This window comes from Cryobacterium sp. TMS1-13-1 (genome assembly GCF_004403125.1).
Classification (GTDB): domain Bacteria; phylum Actinomycetota; class Actinomycetes; order Actinomycetales; family Microbacteriaceae; genus Cryobacterium; species Cryobacterium levicorallinum.
Genome location: NZ_SOGX01000007.1, coordinates 76,345 through 93,358, shown reverse-complemented (window position 1 = coordinate 93,358; position 17,014 = coordinate 76,345). Strand labels below are relative to the sequence as shown.

The following is a 17,014-nucleotide window of genomic DNA, read 5'->3' as shown; positions in this document are numbered from 1 at the left end:
TCCGATCTTTAGCGGGCAGCACCAAGAAAGAGCATAGTTATGGTCGTGCAGCACAAAGCGGATGAGTATGGTGAACGAATGACTACCCTGGGATTGCCGGTCGGTGACCTGTTCGCGCTGGCAAATGCGATCGCCGCGATGGTCGGCGGCGCGACCGCGATCGAAGATCTGCAGACTCGGGTCCTCGCGTATTCCACGTTGCCAGACCAGCCGATCGATGACACCAGACGCGACGGCATTCTGGGCCGTCAGGTGCCCGACCTGCCCGATAACGCAGAGGCCTACGCCGCACTGTTTCGGGCGTCCGGCGCGGTTCGGCTACCCGGGGCGATGACACCGAGCCTGCCCGGCGAACCCGCCGTGCCGGTGGGGCTGGCCCGACTGGCGGTCGCCGTGCGGGCCGGCGCCGAGCCCCTTGGGTCGATCTGGGTCGTCGACGTCACCGGTTCGCTCGACGATGCTGCCGCCACCGAGCTTGAACGCGCCGCAGCCATCGCGGCGCTGCACATTCTGCGCGCCCGCAGCGCGGCCGACCTGGCTCGGGCGCAACGCGCTGTGCTCCTGCGCCGGTTGCTCGACGGCGATGCGGATGCCCGACTCGTCGCCGCTCAGCTCGGCCTCGACTTGGCCGGCCCGTTCGTGGCTCTGGCCTTTCAACCGCAGTTCGGCCCCGCGGGCGACGAGCTGCGCCTGAACCGGCTGGTTGATCTGGTGGCGATGGCCTGCGAAGCGCACCAGAGCGGCACGGAGTGTGTGGCCATCGGCACCACGGTCTATGCCCTTTTTTTCGGCGGTCAGCTCGACGACACGCAATTGATCGGCATCGAGGCGATGGCAGCTCGATTGGTGATCCGGGCTACGGGAGCGATGCGGATCGTGCTGCGGGCATCCGTTGGGTCGCGGGTGACCGGTGTCGACACGATCAGCCGGTCGCGGCGGGACGCGGATTTGGTCCTCCTGTTGACGGACCATTCAGCCGGTACCGGCCAGGTCGTCAGCGCGCGGAACGTCGGCAGCCGATTGAGTCTGCTCGAACTCGGGCAGGTTCTTCGGGATACCCCGCGGCTCTTTTCGGCACAGGCGCAGGCGGTGCTCAACCTCGATGCCCGCTCTGGCACCGAGTATGCCGCAACCCTGCGCCGCTACCTCGACTGCGGGCGAGACTCGGCCAGAACGGCCACCTTGCTGTCGGTGCACCAGAACACGCTGCGCTACCGACTGCGGCGGGTGCAGGAACTGTTCGGCATCGACCTCGACAACGCCGACGACACACTCATGCTGTGGCTGAGCCTGCGGGTGGGCGACTAGCTGTGCGGAGCAGAATAGTCCCGTGATACGTAAACGAGTGCTGGCCCACGGCGAGGTGCAGGGCGTCGGATTTCGGTACCACGCTGCTGCCCAGGCCCGGCATCTGGGACTCGTCGGATATTGCCGCAACCGCCCGGACGGAACGGTGGAACTCGAGATCGAGGGTCGGGAGGCATCCGTTTCGCGCATGCTGCGCTGGCTCGAAACCGGCCCGCGGTATGCCGTCGTCACGGCGCTCGACGTGAGTGACATCGCTGCGACCGGCGAAAGCGACTTTCAGATCACCGACTAGGGTCAAACCGCCCCCAACGCTGGCGTAGCGTTGCATTATGACCGCGCGCGAAAGCCCCGCCGGGGGACGCCAATGACGACGCGCACAGCGTTCGCTCTGGCGCGCCTCGGCCTGGCCGCAGCCGGAATATTCGCTCTGAGCGGCTATTTCTACTACACACTCGGTGTCGCAACCTTTGCCATCGCGAATTTCTTCAGCTATTTCACCGTGCAAAGCGCCATCGCAGCGGTCGCCGTGATCGTCACGGCAGCCATCGTGGCCCTGCGGCGACCGACCGACCCGGTCTGGGTCGACATGCTGCGCGCCATGGTAACGACCTACATTCTGGTCTCCGGAGTGGTCTACGGAATCATCGTCTGGCAGTCTTCCAGGGCCAACTATTCAATCGAGGTGCCATGGTCGAGCCAGCTGCTGCACTTCGTCATTCCGGCCTGCGCCCTGATCGACTGGATGGTCGACCCGTTCAAGGCTCGCCTGCCGTGGAAGTATCTCGGCTGGGCCATCGTGTTTCCGGTATTGTGGCTGGTGTTCACGCTCATTCGCGGGCCGATCGTCGGCTGGTATCCCTACTTCTTCCTCGACGCCCGGCAGGTCAGCGGCCCCGGTGAGACCGTGTTCTACTGTCTGATCATCGTGGCGATCATCACCGGAATCGCAGCGTTGCTCACCTGGATCACCCGATTGAAGCGGATGCCGCGGCACCTGTTGCCGCCGTGGGGTTCATCGCTCTGAGCCGCGCTACTGCGCGTCGGGTGGGCGAGCGCCGCGAGATGCCATCTTCGGCCCCTTGACAGCCCCTTGACGGGCTTTCATGGGGCTAAAGGTGGCACCTCACGAGGAGGTCGAAGTGCCCATGGGGCCGAAAGTGGCTTTTCGCGTGCGTGACGCCGTGGCAGCCTGCTACTTCGCGTCGGGAACGGCCAGGAACGGCTCGAGTGCGGTGAGTGCGGCCGACAAGAACTGCTCGTCATCGAGCTCGGACAGCCGAGTGGCGTTCTCCGCGGCCACGACCCCCATGAGAATGGGCTCCCCGGTGAGCGGCATCATGTTCACCCAGACCGGAAAATCGGCGTCTTCGCCGACGATGGTCCAGAGCCGGGCCTCGGTGTCCCAGAACGGCTCGTCGAAGCGCAGCCAGACCTTGTCGAGTACCCCCATTCCCAGGGCAGCAATGGCACCGCGATGCGCGAAGGGCAGCGCCGGCGAAAATTCGATCGCGGCAGTCTGCAACACGCCAAGCGGCACTGTGAGAATGACCCGGTCGGCCGAGAGCGACTCGCCGGTGCCGAGGCGCAGACTCACGCCACCATCGTCGTGGGCGACCCGGTTGACCACGCTCGATAACAATAGCTCCAGACCGTCGGCGTCACTTTTCAGCAGAGTGGAATAGCCGCCGATCACGATCTGGTCGTCGTTGGGGGTGCCGATGTCGGTGGTGTACCAGGCGGACTGTTGACTCGGCGTTGCCCCGGTTTCAACCTTGAGTTTCGTGGCGATCTCATACTCGAGCCAGTCGGCATCCGACACGCCGTCGGCGTTGGGCGTGCTCGACAGGTTCGCTTCTCCCGAATCGATCAGGGCACGTTCAACCGAGACATCCTGCTGCTGATCCGCTGCCCAGTCGAGGGCACCGGCGACAGCCTCAGCGCCCAGCGTCGACACCTCGACGACGGCCCCGGCCCGGGTGCGCACCTCCGGGGTACGCACGAACGGCAGCAGGCTGACCCCGAGCGTGGTCAGTTCATCGTCGAGAAAATTGTCAGAAGTGCGGTGCACAAAGGAGGACCCACGTTCGATCGGAAAGGGCCAGTCGCTGCTGACGGTGTCGATGCGCCCGCCAATGCGGTCGCGCGCCTCGATCACGACGACGTCGTAGCCGGCATCGACGAGTTGGCGGGCCGCTGTGATGCCGGCAATCCCGGCGCCGACGATGGTGATGCGTTCGCCGGGAGCTGCGACATCCTGCACCCGTCCGGCTGCAAGCAGGCCGGACGCGCGGGCGCCCAGCACCGTGCCGGGCGCGTCCACTGCTGTGGCTTCACCGGCGAAAAACACCCGGGCATCGACGGCCTGACCGAGCGCAACGCGGTGTTCCGGGGTGGCCCCAACGGCGGCGTAGCTGAAGGATCCGCGCGAGAAGGGGTCGGTCGACCAGTTGGTGCGGGAGACGGCGAGCGGCTGCGGAACGAGCGAGGGCGTGAGCGTGCTGGGCACAACGGATGGCGTCGGCACCGGCGTCTGCTCCGGCTCCACGCACGCCGCAAGCGCCAGGACTGAAAACCCCGACGCCGTGCCGAGCAGAAAAGTGCGCCGCTTCACGATCGGTCCAGCCCAGAACGGTCAGTCAGTCCGGCACCAGTCATGATTCCAAACTACCGCAGACCGTCACTATTGTGGCTGCTGCTCCCGCCGGCGCTGGCCGGCTTCGGCGGTTTTCTGGCCCTGCGCCGGGCCACCCCGAAGAACTCGGGCAGTCGGCCCCGCCTCACGTTCCGGCCGGGGGCTAACTCAGGAAATCCGGCCGGGCCCGGTCCGGGTACCCCGTGGTTTTGCGGTCGCGCGGGCTCGTCCGACCGGGATCTCCTGATTCAGCCACCACGAACCGGTGTGACGGGGGCCGGGCGAGCAGCTAGACAGGTTCCGGTCCGGTCAGGAAGCCGTCGACGAGCAGGGCGCGCACCTTGGGCAGCAGTTCGGCGTTAAGCGCTGGCTCATCGGCGTCGAGCAGCTGGGCGAGCGCACCGATGATGGCACCGACCGCGAGGTCGCCGTCGCAAGCCCCGACCAAGCCGGCCAGGGCCGTGTCGAGCGGCACCGAGCGGCCGAATCCGCTGCCCTGGTGCAGGGTCATCAGCGTCGGATCCGACTGGCCGGGCCAGTAGTGACGCTCCTCGGTGACGTCGGAGGCCACTGTGAGGTTCGTGCGCAACAGGTGCGCGTCATCCGTTTGAGCCTGCCAATCGTGCGCGGCGACGCAGCCGGCGAGGTGCGCACCGAGGCCGGCCGGGTTATGGCCGAGGGCTTCGGGCAGCCGTTCGAGGCGGCGCAGCGTCGGGGCGGAGATGGGCGCCTCACTGCCAGCGGCGGGTGCATCGCCGGCGGGCAGGCGCAACAGCAGGTATCCGAACCCGACGCGGCGCACGCCGCGCGCTTCGAAGTCGTTCAGCCAGGCGTTGTATAGCCGGTCGAAGTCGGGGCCGGGTCGGGTGCCGCCGTCGCGGATCCAAGTCTCGGCGTACTCGCCCGGCGACTGCACTTCGCGCTCAATGATCCACGCGTCGAGTGCCGGCGAAGCGGATGCGGCCGGTGCAGCCGCCGAGATCGCTGCTGTCGGCGCGGACGCGGCCGAGGATGGCGCCGCCGAAGCCGGCGCCGACTGCCCGGCGACCGGCGTGAGCCAGCGCTCGAGCCGTTCGAAGGCATCCGTTTCATCGTGGTATTCCCAGTTGCCGAGCAGCTGCACGACGCCGCCGGGGGTGAGATGGTCGGCGGCCCCGCGCACGACGGCCTCGACCAGGGCGTCGCCGACCATTCCGCCGTCCCGATACTCGTAGCTCGGCACCCCCTCGGCGCGCGGCGTGATCACGAACGGCGGGTTCGAGATAATGTGATCGAACCGCTCCCCCGCCACCGGCTCGAACAGGCTGCCACAGCGAAACTCGATATTGTCGATCTCGTTGAGATCGGCGTTCAGCGCCGCAAGCTCGAGCGCCCGCACCGAAATGTCGGTCGCGACGACCTGCTCGGCGTGCCGCGAGGCGTGCATGGCCTGGATTCCGCAGCCGGTTCCGATGTCGAGCGCCCGCTCCACCGCCGTCGGCATCATGAGTCCACTGAGGGTGCGCGAGGCTCCGCCGATGCCGAGAACGTGCGATTCGCCCAGCGGATGCCCGAGCGCAAGCTCCCCCAGATCGCTCACGATCCACCAGCTGCCGGCGCCGTGCGCGTCGATGAAGCTGTACGGGCGCAGGTCGACGAGCGGGCATACGTCGGCCGAACCGTCCGCCGCCACGAGCCCGAGCTCCGCGGCGCCGACCGCCCCGAGCGTCGGAAGCGCGGCGTCGAGGTCGGCTCGCGGCACTGCGTCACCGAGCAGGAACAACCGGGCGAGGGTCGCGGCGGGCTCGTTCCGGCCGAGTTTCGCGGCGAGCGCGGCGAGCGCCCGCTGGGCCGGAACCCGCCGGTTGCGGCGGAGGGCAGCATCCGCTTCAATGCCCCACAATCCGGTCAGGCCGGGAACCGAGAAGTGGGCGGCGGCGAGGTCGGTGCGCAGGCGGGGAATGAAAGTTGCAGAAGTCACCCGTCTATTCAACTCGATCTGCGGCCCACGCCCGAACGTCAGGCCGGTGAATCTGCGACCCACTGAGCGGAGCCGGCGTGTCGTGCGTTAGACCGGCGACCTACCCGTCAGATCACAGCCAGCGCATCGTGAACGCGCGGGCGACGAGTTCGTTGGCCGGCGGCAGGGTGAGCGAACGCACGAGGGCGTTGCGGGCACCGAGCCGCAGGCCATGGGCTGGCCGGCCCATATTCATGTTGAATCCAGCCTGGACGGCCGCGCGGTAAGCGGCACTCCGGCGGAACCGATCGTAACCACCCAGAACGGATGCCGCCACCCCCGGCTCCAGCAGCGCCCGCTGCAGCGCCGGCGCGAGCGCAACGGCGTCGAGCCAGCCCAGGTTCATGCCCTGCCCGCCGATCGGACTGATCTGATGCGCGGCATCGCCGACCAGCACGATGCGGCCCGCCTGCATGCGTCCTGCAAGCCGCTGCTGCACTCCGAAGGCGCTCGCTGCCCCGAGCGGTTCGGCCACCCTGACGTCGGTTCGATGACGGATGAGCGCGGCCAGGTCGGCGCTGTCGGCTTCCGTGGCGAGAAAATCGGTCATCGCCACCCAGCGGCGCCGGCCGCCGGGCAGTGGAAAGGACTCCACCACCCCGCCGCGCTCGAAATAGAGCACCGCACCGGTGTCGCCCGGATCGGGGTCGGCGAAGTCGCCCATGAGATAGGTTTCGCTGCGGCCGAGCTGCCGCCAGGCGATGCCGGCCGCCGCCCGCACCCGGCTGCGGGCGCCGTCCGCGCCAATCACATAGCGCGCCTCGATTGGGCCGGCGTCGGTCGAGAGCACGACGGCATCGCCGCGATCGTGCACTCCGGTCACCGTCACACCGCTGCGATACTGCCCCGGCCGGAGTTGGTCGAACCGGGCACGTAACAGGGCCTCCGTCTCGTATTGCGGCAGCGCGACCACGAATGGATACCCCGGCGCTACCCGCTCGAACGACAGCTGCCCGAGCCTGCGGCCGTCGCAGCGCACCTCCCCCTGGTGAATGTGTACCACCCGGTCGAGCAGGGCATCGGCGACACCGATAGAGGCGAGGGCGCGGAGCGACGGCGGGTGGATGCCGATCGCCCGCGAGCGTAGCGACGGCAGCTCGCGCTGCTCGACCACCTCAACATCGAGCCCGCCGACGGCGAGCACACAGGCGAGCATCGTACCGACCGGCCCGCCACCGACGATGACAACGTCACGCATCAGGCCGCATCCCAGCCCAGCACGAGCCGCGATGGCAGGCCGCGCGACACCGTCCACCCAGCGGGCACCGCCGCCCGCAGCTCGACGGCGGTGTAGCTGCGTTGAATCGAGGTGAGCCCGTCCGGCCGAATATAGGAGTGTCGAAAGAAAGGCCAGGTAGCCGCCGCGAACCCGAGATAGGCGAAGTTCGAGCGTTCGAGATCGGCGTGCAGCACCCGGCGACGCGCGAGCGACTCGGAGTCCACGAGCAGCCCCTTGAGCTCGTCGACGCTCAGGTGGTGCAGCACATGGTTGGAGACCACGAAGTCATAGTGCTCGCCCTCCGCGACAAGATCCGAGCTCAGCGCCCGCCGAAAAGTCAGCCCGGCAATCTTCGGTTGCGACGTCGCGAACACGTGCGCGCGGGCATCCGGATCGATGCCGGTCACCCTCAGCCGCAGGCCGTCACGCACCGCCCAGCCGGCCAGCGCCCGCGACACATCGCCGCCCCCCGATCCGACATCGAGCAGCGTCAGTTCGGTCGTGGTTGACAGGGCGGGGCGGATGCTGCGGCGATAGATCCCCCACCAGCCCGAGACGACCGCATTGACCACGCGAAAATCCTGATAGGTGCGGGTGAGCATGGTCGGGTCACAGAGCGGGGAATCCATGATCTCCACCGCGTCGTGAGCCCGCACGCGCAAGGAGGGAAGGGCCATTCAGCCCTCGATCACGGTCATCAGGCCGGACTCCACGGTGAGTCCGGGTCCGAACGCCATGGCGCAGACCCGCTCGTCAGCGGCCGTGGCCGGACCGTCGAGAATAGCCTTCATCACGAACAAAATGGTCGCGCTGCTCATATTGCCGTTGGTGCGCAGCGTCTGGCGCGAAGGAAGCAGCTGGTCGGGGCGCAGTTCAAGCTTCGCCTCGGTCTTGTCGAGAATGCTGCGGCCGCCGGGGTGGATCGCCCAATGCTCGATCACCGAACTGAGCGAGGCGGGGGGCGCGAGGGTGAGCACTGCCGCGCCTAGAGTCGAGCCGACGGCATCCGCTTCGAGGGAAGCAGCGGCTGCGAGCTGCCCGGTGATCGACACATCGCGGGCGAACAGTGGGGCGAGCGCGCCCTCGATGTGTTCGTCAATGATGTGCGGAACGTAGGTGCTCAGAATCATCTCGAAGCCCTCGTCGCCGATTTTCCAGGCCATGTCGCCCTCGCCGACCGGCGTGATCACCGTTTCGAACAGGTCGAGGCCCAAGGCCTTCTCGCCCGCGAGCGGGGCCCGCGCGCTGACGATGCCGGCGGCCGCGCCGTCGGAGAATAGCGAGGAGGCGACGATGGTATCTGGATCGTTCGAGGTACGCAGGTGCAGCGAGCAGAGTTCGGCGCTGACCACCAGCACGACCGCGTTCGGGTCGGCCTCAACGAACTGCTTCGCGGTGCGGAGGGCCGGCATCGCTGCGTAGCAGCCCATGAATCCCAGGTGATAGCGCTGCGTGCTGGCCTTCAGGCCAAGCTCCCGCACGAGCATGTAGTCGGGGCCGGGCGCGTAGAACCCGGTGCAGGAAACGGTGACAACGTGCGTTATGTCTTCCGGACGAATGTCGGGGCAGGCGGCGAGCGCCCGACGGCCCGCCTCGACGAACAGTTTGGTGGCCTCTTCGATGTAGAGCTCGTTGCGCACCCTGGTGCTCGGCACGAGCAACAGCTGTTTGTGCGCGTCGAAGAACTGCGGTTCGGTCGAATCGTTGTCGAGGGTCAGCTCGGCGATCACGGTATGTCGCGTCTCGATACCCGACACGTTGAAACTGGTGCTGACCAGCCGTTGAGCTAGTCGGCTGAGTCCGGGCTGGGCGGCGAAGATATCGCGCACCTGCTCCTGGATCAGAATCGTCGGGGGTACTACGGTCTGGAGCGCTCTCAGCGTGACGGCCATGAGTCAGTGTCGCACGCGACTTCTGTTCCGTACAGCCCTAGTGCGCCGAAAAATCGGCCCGACACAGCTTTTCGGGGGCGCCAGGCCAGAGAACTCCCAGCTGCCGTGCATAACTGCGGAGATTGTCGGAACAGGATGCCCCATTTCGCGAAAAGGAGCCGATTTCCCTCTGCGTCAAGCTGGTTGTGAACGGGCAGCGAGCGAAATCTACGGAAGGCGGGCGAACAGCCGCGTTCCGCTGAGCGCGAGCAGCAAGCCTGCGGTAACGATGGCCGCGACGCCACCGAAATAAGCGACGACGGTGCCCAGCGTTCCGACGCTGTCGAACAGGCTGCTGTTCACCACGAGGGTAGCGACAAAGGCCAGCACGGAGACAGCCCCGAGGCCGACCGACAGCCAGCGAATAACGCGAATGGTGGATCGGCGCAGGCCGATGAAGGCGGGCCACCGCGAGCTGGAGCCGTCGCCGGCGGCGCGGGGCAGCACCCCGGCCCACGGCCAGGCCAGCACGGCACCGGCCAGGCAGCCCCAGAAGGCAACCCAGAGCAGCCCGGCAATCACGTCACTGGGCCGATGCCACTGGTTGGCGAGCGTTGCGACCCCGGCCAGCACGGCGAAGGCGGTGCCCCAGCCGGCGACCATCGGCCGGGTGCGCGGGCTCGCCACCAGAAACACCACGAGAGCGGATGCCGCCGCCACCGTCGTATGCCCCGACGGGAAAGAGTTTCCGGCGTAGCCCTCGACGGCCAGATCGGGGCGGGCCAGGATGCCGTACTTGAGCAGCTGCGCGGTCGCCGTCGCTGCCCCGGCCGCCACCAGGGCGACGAGCAAGGTGCGCCAGTTGCGGCGCACGAGCGCGATGATCGCGGTCAGCACGACGCCGAACACCACGGCCACATCGGGCACAGAGTCGAGCACCCGACCGGTGAACGGGGTGATGCTGCGGCGGCCGAATTCGGCGCCGTTATAGGCGAGCTGGTCGGCCTCCTGGCCGGCATGGCTCCGCACGAAAAATAGGTAGAGACCGACGAATACGAGCGCGATCAGCGCGGCTCCGGCGAGGTAGCCATACGCCCCCTGTAGCGGAGCGTTCGGTTTGGATCTGGTGCGCACGGTCAAGCATGCCACAACCGGCTGGGAGCCCGAGCGGGTCGGCCTGGAGCGGCCACGTCTCCGGAACAAATCGCAGGCCAGCCAGCGTGCCGCGCCGGCGAGCCCCTTTCCCGGCCAGGAACGGCCGGACCGTGGCCCCGAGCAACCGGGACTCGCCTACCGGGTCGCGAGCACGACCTTGCCGCGCAGGTGCCCGGCCATCAGGTGGCGGTAGGCGCCCTGCACCTGCTCGAGCGGGAACACCCGGTCGATCGGCAGCACGATCTCCCCGCTCGCGATCAGCGCGGAGAGGGCACGGAGGTCATCAATATCCGCGGCCTGTCCGCCCACCTCGGTGATGCCGGCGCCAGCCCGGTGGCCACGCGCGGCGATCGTGTTGATCCGACCGCCGGGAACGCCCAGCTCGAGTGCCGCATCGATGGTCGCGGTGCCGTTGTAGTCGAGGGCGGCAGTCACAACCGGCGCGGCCGCACGCACCCGGTCAACGAGGCCGTCGCCGTAGGCGACCGGGATGACCCCGAGTCCGCGCAGAAAGCCGTGGTTGGCCGGGCTCGCCGTGCCGACGACGGTCGCGCCGGTGCGCAGGGCCAGCTGACCGGCGAGCACGCCGACTCCGCCGGCCGCGGCGCTGATCAGGACGGTATCGTCAGCGCTCAGGCCCAGCGAGGCGACGCTCGCCCAAGCAGCGCGCCCGGCAATATCGAGAGCGCCGGCCTGTTCGAAGGAAAGCGCCGCCGGTTTGGGGAGCACCCGGGACGCGTCGACGACGACGAAGTCGGCTTGGGCCTGCATCCGCTTGCCGCCGAATACCGCATCGCCGATCTGAAAACCGGACACGCCATCACCCAGCTCATCGATGACGCCCGCGAAATCGTTGCCGTTGCCGCACGGCGGAACCGCCTCGTAGCGCACGGCTGCGGGGCCGCCGTGAAAGATCTTGTAGTCGACCGGGTTGAGTCCGGCGGTGTGCACGCGCACGCGCACCTCTCCCCGACCGGCCTGCGGCTGCTCGTCGTGCACGATGCTCAGAACGCCTGGGCCACCAAATTCCTCAATGCGTACGTATCGAGCCATGCGGCCAGCCTAGGGCACGGATCCTGAGCACGATTCAATAACGGCACTTGCCCATTTACCCCGCCCGATGCAGGATTAAGGTGTGGCGTACACCGGTTGTTCAAGTACGTCTGATCGAATGGTTTCAAACATCGTGAAAGCGCGCCGGTAAAGCGCGTACGCGACAAACGAATGGACGCTCCGTGAGCTTTCGAACGGCTGAATACCCCCGGCCGGATCATTTCCTGTTACACCTGAGCGACACCCACCTGCTGGCGGGGGGCTCGAAACTCTATGGCAGCGTCAACGTTGAAGCCCGACTGGCCGAGCTGTTTGCCGAGGTCGAGGCCTCCGGAGCCCAGCCAGAGGCCATCGTCGTCACCGGTGATCTCGCCGACAAGGGTGAGCCCGGCGCCTACCAACTGCTGCGTCAGATCGTGGAGCCGGTCGCTGAGCGCCTCGGAGCCCGGATCGTCTGGGTCATGGGCAACCACGACAATCGCTCGGCTTTTCGCACCGAACTGTTCGGTGAGATGGCCAGCGATGCGCCGATCGACCGGTCCTACGACCTCAACGGCCTGCGCCTGATCACCCTCGACACCTCGGTGCCCGGTCACCACTACGGCGCCGTGACCGACCAACAGCTGCAGTGGCTCACTGAAGAGCTGCGCGTACCGGCCCCCGACGGCACGATTCTGGCGATGCATCACCCGCCCATTCCGAGCGTGCTCGACCTGGCCACCGCCGTCGAGCTGCGCGACCAGAACCGTCTGGCCGACGTGCTGCGCGGCACCGATGTGCGCAGCATCATTGCCGGCCACCTGCACTATTCATCGATGGCTATGTTCGCCGGCATCCCCGTGTCGGTAGCGTCGGCCACCTGCTATACCCAGGACCTCAACGTTCCCATCGGCGGAACCCTCGGGCGTGATGGTGCCCGAGCGTTCAACCTGGTGCACGTCTACCCCGGCACGGTTTTGCATTCCGTGGTTCCGCTCGGTCACTACCCAACGCTCGACTACGTGGATGCCGCCGAAAGCGCGCGTCGTCTCCGCGCTTCCGGCGTCGAGATCACGCCGTCGGAAACTCTGCCTGCACTGCGTGAGCCGCCCATGACACGGCCGATTCCGGTTCTGCACTAGCGGCCAGGCTGGCCCGTTCCCACGGTGCCACGATTGGAAAGTACAGGTTCAGGAACTCGGTGACCGCGGCGCGCCGCGCATCGGGCGTGATTTCCGGGTGGCTGCCGTCATTGAGACAGAACATGTCCTGATCGCGGCGCTTGCGCAGATGGTTCATCTGCCGCAGGGCGATGCGCAGGGTCGTCTCGATGTAGAGCGAGCGCACCTGCGTCTGCGCGACCGCACGCCCAGTCATCAGGGCGTAATAGTGGTACAGCGAGTTGGTGACCGAGATGTCGGTCGCCGAGCGGAACCGGCTGGCTGCCGTGCGGCTGAAGTCCGCGGGGAACTCCTGTTCCAGCTCGAGCAGTACGCTCTTGCGCATGGGCGCGGGCGTGTGCTCGAGGTGGCGGGTCGTGACCTTGCCGAACCGGCCACGCAGCAGCGCTCGGTTCACGCGCGCGGCGTTCTCAAACCCGCTGCGGGTCGGGTCGTTCTCGCCGAGTCCGATTCGAGTGGATGCCTCCACGAACTTTGTCACTCCGCCCGGTGAGAAGAACAGTTCAGGGCCAACCGGGCGGCCGAAGAACATGTCGTCGTTGGAGTAGAGAAAGTGCTCGGCCAGGCCCGGAATGTGGTGCAGCTGGCTTTCGACGGCGTGCGAATTGTGGATGGGCAGCACGCTCGTGTCGACGAAGAAATCTTCGCTGCGCATGATGGTGACGCGGGGATGCTCGGCAAGCCACTCCGGAGCCGGTGAATCGGTCGCGATGAAGATGCGTCGAATCCACGGGGCAAACATATAGACGCTGCGCAGCGCATACTTGAGCTCGTCGATCTGGCGAAAACGGGCATCCGAATCGTCGCCCTCGCCGATGACATAGGCCTTCATCCGCTTGGCGCGTTCCCGCTGGAACTCGTCGCTCGAGCCGTCGACCCAGCTGAAGACGAGGTCGATGTCGAACGTGACATCACTGGCCAGATCGTCGAACATATTCTGCAGGGTCAGCCAGGTGCGCCCATACAGGTCGATCGTGGTTTCGCGGGCCTCGGAGCGCGGCAGCCGGGTGCGCATAAGCGCGTTTTCGACCGGAGCGACGATTTCGTCCTCGCCAAAACGCCACAACTCGAACTGGAACGCTGTCTGGGCTCCGTAGCGCAGGCGTCCGATCGGTTCGATGCGCGGGCGGTAGACCCGAAAAACGCTGGACTTGCGCAGCATGGTGAGGGCGCCGTCGGCGAGGAGAAACTGCTGGTTCGCGTTGCCGTCGAGCGGCTTGGCGTAAAAGGGCTCGTTGGCGAACGCCTCGCTCAGAACCTGAGTGATTTCCTTGCGACGCTTGCGGTCGACGGCGATGACCGGACGATTGTGGTCGCCGCGTACCAGCAGAAAGTCGATTCCAGCGCGGGTGAGGGCGTCGTAGACGGCCAGGAGGTCCTTGACCATGGACTCGTGGGGCGTGTAGTGGCCGTTGATGAGCGCGATCTCGCCCTTGCGCACGACGACGTCATCACGGTTGAAGCGGCGGGTGCGGGCATCCGGTGTGATCAACACCAACTCGGGCTCGCTGCTGAGGGAGAGAGTCGGGATCAGGCCGGTGTTCGTGGGCGGCTCGGGTTCGCTCGAGTCGTAGCCGACGGAGTCGGAACGAAAAGCGTCGGTGTCAAAAATGTCACCGCCGAAGGAATCGGGGTAACTGTCTTCTAGGGATTCCGTGCGCGCATCCGGTTGTGCGTCTGGAATATCGAGTGTCGCCATGGTCCTCCTTGAAAAAGTGGAGCACTCAAACGCGGGGCAATTCGTGCCTGCGCCGGGGAGTGCGGCCGAAAAAGCCGGCGTGAACGCTGCTCTGCCTGTGTCTCGAACAGCTGACTCTCAGTATGGTGCCGCCGAGATTCTCGATGAGCGACCAGCGGCCGGTGACACGCAGGGGCGTTCACCTCAGTGTACGTCCCCGATGCCGGTAGTTTGCTGCACCCGCGCGACGACGGGCGGGCCTCCGAAACGGATGCCGCGGCATCCGTTTCGCACAGTCGGTGCACGTTAGAGGGAGGAGATGCCGAACAGGCCGATAATCAAGGCCATGAGCAGAATGGTCACGAGTTCGTGGGCCAGGTTGAGCACGGTGAGGCCGGCCGGGCGGCGGTCGAAGGCGTCGTGGGTAACCATGCGGGCTGCGGTGAATCCGGCCCAGAGGATGAGCCCGGTGAGCAGGGTGTTGAACAGAAAGTTGCCGCCGTAGAAGTTCTGGGCGATCGCCGCGGCGCCGGCCAGCACGGAGGCGGTGACGAAGCTGACGATGACCGTGATGATGATGGCGCCAGTGCCGCTGCCCTTCATGCTTTCCTGGGTGTGTCCGACGGCTTTCATCCAGTACCGGCCGAAGACCGCGCGGGTGTACCAGATCGAGCCGATGACCATGCTCGATGCGGTGGCCAGGAGCACGGCCCAGATGTTAATTTCGGGAACCATGAGGGATCCTTTCGGCTGGTCCTGAACGTGGGGCGTAGGTGGTATCCCGATGTTAGTGCTTGTGTGGCCCGCCCAATTGTTGCTGTTCAGCGGCAATTTTGGCCAGAAGCGCGGCGGTGGCGTCGATCGGCGGCAGTTGACCCGGGTCGGTGACCGGCAGTTGGCAGACGAAGTCGCGGCAGAGGTACGCGGTGGGCTGGCCGGTCTGCGCTGTTCGAGCGGCAAAGAGGTCGAATCCGGCGTCGGCGAAGGCGCAGGCCTGCGATTCGGTCACGGCGACGACTACGCCAGCCGGATGGCGCCGGGCGAGGTCGAGCAGGGTGGGGTTGAGGCCGGTGGCGCCGTGGGCGGTGGGGTCAGGGTTGGTGGGGTCGGGGTTGGTGGGGTCGGGGTTGGTGGGGTCGGCGTGGACTCCGTCTGGCTCGTCTGGCCCGTCTGGCCCGTCTGGCGAGACGATGACGAGCTGCTGGATCGGGGCGTTGAGCTCGTCGAAGAGGCGCAGCGCGGCGCCGAAGGCGAGCGGACGCTGCGGAGCGAGGGTGGCGACCAGGCTGAGTCCGGCCGCCGCGGCTCGGCGGTAGCGGTCGTCGCCGGTGAGCTGGTGGAGTAGTACGGCCGCGTCGACCGTGGCGGATAGTCCGGAGGGGTAGGCGCCCTCCGACGGGTCAATGGCGCTGACCAGGCCCTGCGCGGTGAGTACGGTATCCGAGCCGTGCGGCGGGCGAAAAGCGGGGCTCGATGCCGTCGTGCTGACACCGGGGTCGGTCACTGCGCTGGCCCGATCAGCAGCGTCGGTGGTGTCCGCTAGCGTTCTGTCGAGCAGGTGACGAGCCTGGGTGGCGTATGTGACGTCACCGGTGACGAGAGCAAGTTCAAGGAGTCCCCGTGAGTACATGCCGTAGTCCTCCAGCGTGGCCTTCGCATCCGAGGAACGTTCGCCGGAGGTAGATCCGCTGACGGAGGCGCGTACCAGCGTGCCATCAGCGCGCTCGTGGTGCACGCGCAGATAGTCGGCCGCGCGGCGGGCGGCGGCGATCAGGTCGGGCTGGTCGAAGGCGAAGCCGGCTCGGGCCAGTGCTTGGATGGCGAGGCCGTTCCAGCCGGTGAGTACCTTCTCGTCGCGGGCTGGCGGGGTCTGCCGGAGGCGGTCGCTCGCTTCGAGGGCGTAGTAGCCGCCCTCGACGCGCTGGCCGTCGACTGTGCTCTCCGAATCCTGGGCACTCGCGAAACCGCCGCTCGGCAGCTGCATCACGTCGCAGAGAAAGCGTGCGATTCCCTCGGCGACGTGGCGTGCCCACGGCGCTTCGGTGAGCATCCAGGCGCGGGTGTAGAGGCCGAGCAGTTGGGCGTTGTCGTAGAGCATGCGTTCGTAGTGCGGATCGCTCCAATCGCGGTTGACGGCGTACCGAAAGAAGCCGCCCTCGATCGGGTCCCGCAGGGGTGACGCTCCCATGAGTTTGAGCGTACGCAGGGCGAGCTCGGGGCCTGGGCCGTCGAGCCCACCGTGCCCGAGCAGAAAGGAGAGTGCCGGCGCCACCGGAAACTTCGGCGCGCCGCCGAAGCCGCCGAACGAGGCGTCCTCGTAGGCGACCAGTTCAGCCACCGCCTGGTCGAGCCGGTCGGCATCGGGTCCAGCACCGAGCCCACCGCCGGACGCGGAGCCGACTCCCGCGGCCAGGTCACGCGCCGACTCGGCGAGCATCTCTGCGACCCGAGCCGCGCCCGCCGTCAGGTCCGCGCGGCGCGTGAGCCAAGCATCCGTCACCGCGGTCAGTACGTCGCGAAATGACGGATGCCCCGGCTGCCCGACCGGCGGAAAGTAGGTTCCGGCATGAAAGGCCCGGCCCTCGGGCGTGACGAACACGTTGAGCGGCCAGCCGAGCCCGTCGATAAACGCGCTTGCCGCGGCCAGGTAGCTCGCGTCGACGTCGGGGTGCTCCTCACGGTCGACCTTGATGCTCACAAAGTGGGCGTTGAGGTACTCCGCGATGGCCGGGTCGCTGAAGCTCTCCCTGGCCATGACATGACACCAATGGCAGGTGGAATAGCCGATCGAGACGAGCACCGGCACGTCCCGCTCGCGCGCTTCGGCGAAGGCCTGCTCGCCCCAGCCGAACCACTCCACCGGGTTGTCAGCGTGACTGCGGAGGTAGGGGCTGATGGCGTCGGCGAGGTGATTGGGCATGTTCCATTCTCCTCCCGCT

At 67.1% G+C, this 17,014-nt stretch carries 14 protein-coding genes; 4 read left to right on the top strand and 10 right to left on the bottom strand.

From position 1 onward, the window contains the following. The first annotated feature begins 78 nt into the window (after positions 1 to 78). The 3 genes from E3T31_RS06120 (at position 79) to E3T31_RS06110 (ending at position 2,332) form a co-directional block, all read left to right on the top strand. Entirely contained in the window at positions 79 to 1,308 is a 1,230-nt protein-coding gene (locus E3T31_RS06120) for a CdaR family transcriptional regulator (protein ID WP_166788401.1), read from the top strand. A 22-nt stretch (positions 1,309 to 1,330) separates the two neighbouring features. Continuing rightward, positions 1,331 to 1,600, top strand: a complete 270-nt coding sequence (locus tag E3T31_RS06115) for an acylphosphatase (protein WP_134467956.1) — start codon at positions 1,331 to 1,333, stop codon at positions 1,598 to 1,600. Positions 1,601 to 1,672: 72 nt separating this feature from the next. Then, positions 1,673 to 2,332 (top strand): Pr6Pr family membrane protein, encoded by a 660-nt coding sequence (locus E3T31_RS06110; RefSeq protein WP_134467955.1) that lies wholly within the window; start codon positions 1,673 to 1,675, stop codon positions 2,330 to 2,332. Between the two features lie 168 nt (positions 2,333 to 2,500). On the opposite strand, the gene E3T31_RS06105 is transcribed toward E3T31_RS06110, so the two are convergent. The 7 genes from E3T31_RS06105 to E3T31_RS06075 form a co-directional block, all read right to left on the bottom strand. Continuing rightward, positions 2,501 to 3,919 carry a flavin monoamine oxidase family protein gene (locus E3T31_RS06105; protein WP_134467954.1) on the bottom strand — a complete coding sequence of 473 codons (1,419 nt, stop codon included), beginning with the start codon at positions 3,917 to 3,919 and terminating at the stop codon, positions 2,501 to 2,503. Between the two features lie 310 nt (positions 3,920 to 4,229). Beyond that, a complete protein-coding gene (locus E3T31_RS06100) occupies positions 4,230 to 5,900 on the bottom strand; it encodes a methyltransferase (RefSeq protein ID WP_241977695.1) in 1,671 nt (556 codons plus the stop codon). Between the two features lie 112 nt (positions 5,901 to 6,012). Further along, the gene (locus E3T31_RS06095) at positions 6,013 to 7,137 is read right to left on the bottom strand and encodes an NAD(P)/FAD-dependent oxidoreductase (RefSeq protein WP_134467953.1); all 1,125 of its coding nucleotides are present in this window, start codon (positions 7,135 to 7,137) and stop codon (positions 6,013 to 6,015) included. Next, the gene (locus tag E3T31_RS06090; protein WP_134467952.1) at positions 7,137 to 7,835 is read right to left on the bottom strand and encodes a class I SAM-dependent methyltransferase; all 699 of its coding nucleotides are present in this window, start codon (positions 7,833 to 7,835) and stop codon (positions 7,137 to 7,139) included. Before E3T31_RS06090 ends, E3T31_RS06095 begins: the two co-directional genes overlap by 1 nt. Next, positions 7,836 to 9,050 carry a type III polyketide synthase gene (locus E3T31_RS06085; protein WP_134467951.1) on the bottom strand — a complete coding sequence of 405 codons (1,215 nt, stop codon included), beginning with the start codon at positions 9,048 to 9,050 and terminating at the stop codon, positions 7,836 to 7,838. A gap of 207 nt (positions 9,051 to 9,257) precedes the next feature. Then, the gene (locus tag E3T31_RS06080) at positions 9,258 to 10,163 is read right to left on the bottom strand and encodes a phosphatase PAP2 family protein (protein ID WP_166788400.1); all 906 of its coding nucleotides are present in this window, start codon (positions 10,161 to 10,163) and stop codon (positions 9,258 to 9,260) included. A 156-nt stretch (positions 10,164 to 10,319) separates the two neighbouring features. After that, positions 10,320 to 11,237 carry an NADP-dependent oxidoreductase gene (locus E3T31_RS06075; RefSeq protein WP_134467949.1) on the bottom strand — a complete coding sequence of 306 codons (918 nt, stop codon included), beginning with the start codon at positions 11,235 to 11,237 and terminating at the stop codon, positions 10,320 to 10,322. A gap of 182 nt (positions 11,238 to 11,419) precedes the next feature. Here E3T31_RS06075 and E3T31_RS06070 point away from each other — a divergent pair, with 182 nt between their 5' ends. Beyond that, positions 11,420 to 12,358 carry a phosphodiesterase gene (locus tag E3T31_RS06070; RefSeq protein ID WP_134467948.1) on the top strand — a complete coding sequence of 313 codons (939 nt, stop codon included), beginning with the start codon at positions 11,420 to 11,422 and terminating at the stop codon, positions 12,356 to 12,358. Here the strand turns inward: E3T31_RS06070 and E3T31_RS06065 are convergent. The 3 genes from E3T31_RS06065 to E3T31_RS06055 form a co-directional block, all read right to left on the bottom strand. Continuing rightward, positions 12,288 to 14,096 (bottom strand): stealth family protein, encoded by a 1,809-nt coding sequence (locus E3T31_RS06065; RefSeq protein ID WP_134467947.1) that lies wholly within the window; start codon positions 14,094 to 14,096, stop codon positions 12,288 to 12,290. The genes E3T31_RS06070 and E3T31_RS06065 overlap by 71 nt on opposite strands. A 285-nt stretch (positions 14,097 to 14,381) precedes the next feature. Further along, entirely contained in the window at positions 14,382 to 14,810 is a 429-nt protein-coding gene (locus E3T31_RS06060) for a DUF1761 domain-containing protein (RefSeq protein ID WP_134467946.1), read from the bottom strand. A gap of 52 nt (positions 14,811 to 14,862) precedes the next feature. Continuing rightward, positions 14,863 to 16,995 (bottom strand): thioredoxin domain-containing protein, encoded by a 2,133-nt coding sequence (locus E3T31_RS06055; RefSeq protein WP_134467945.1) that lies wholly within the window; start codon positions 16,993 to 16,995, stop codon positions 14,863 to 14,865. Positions 16,996 to 17,014 lie beyond the last annotated feature (19 nt).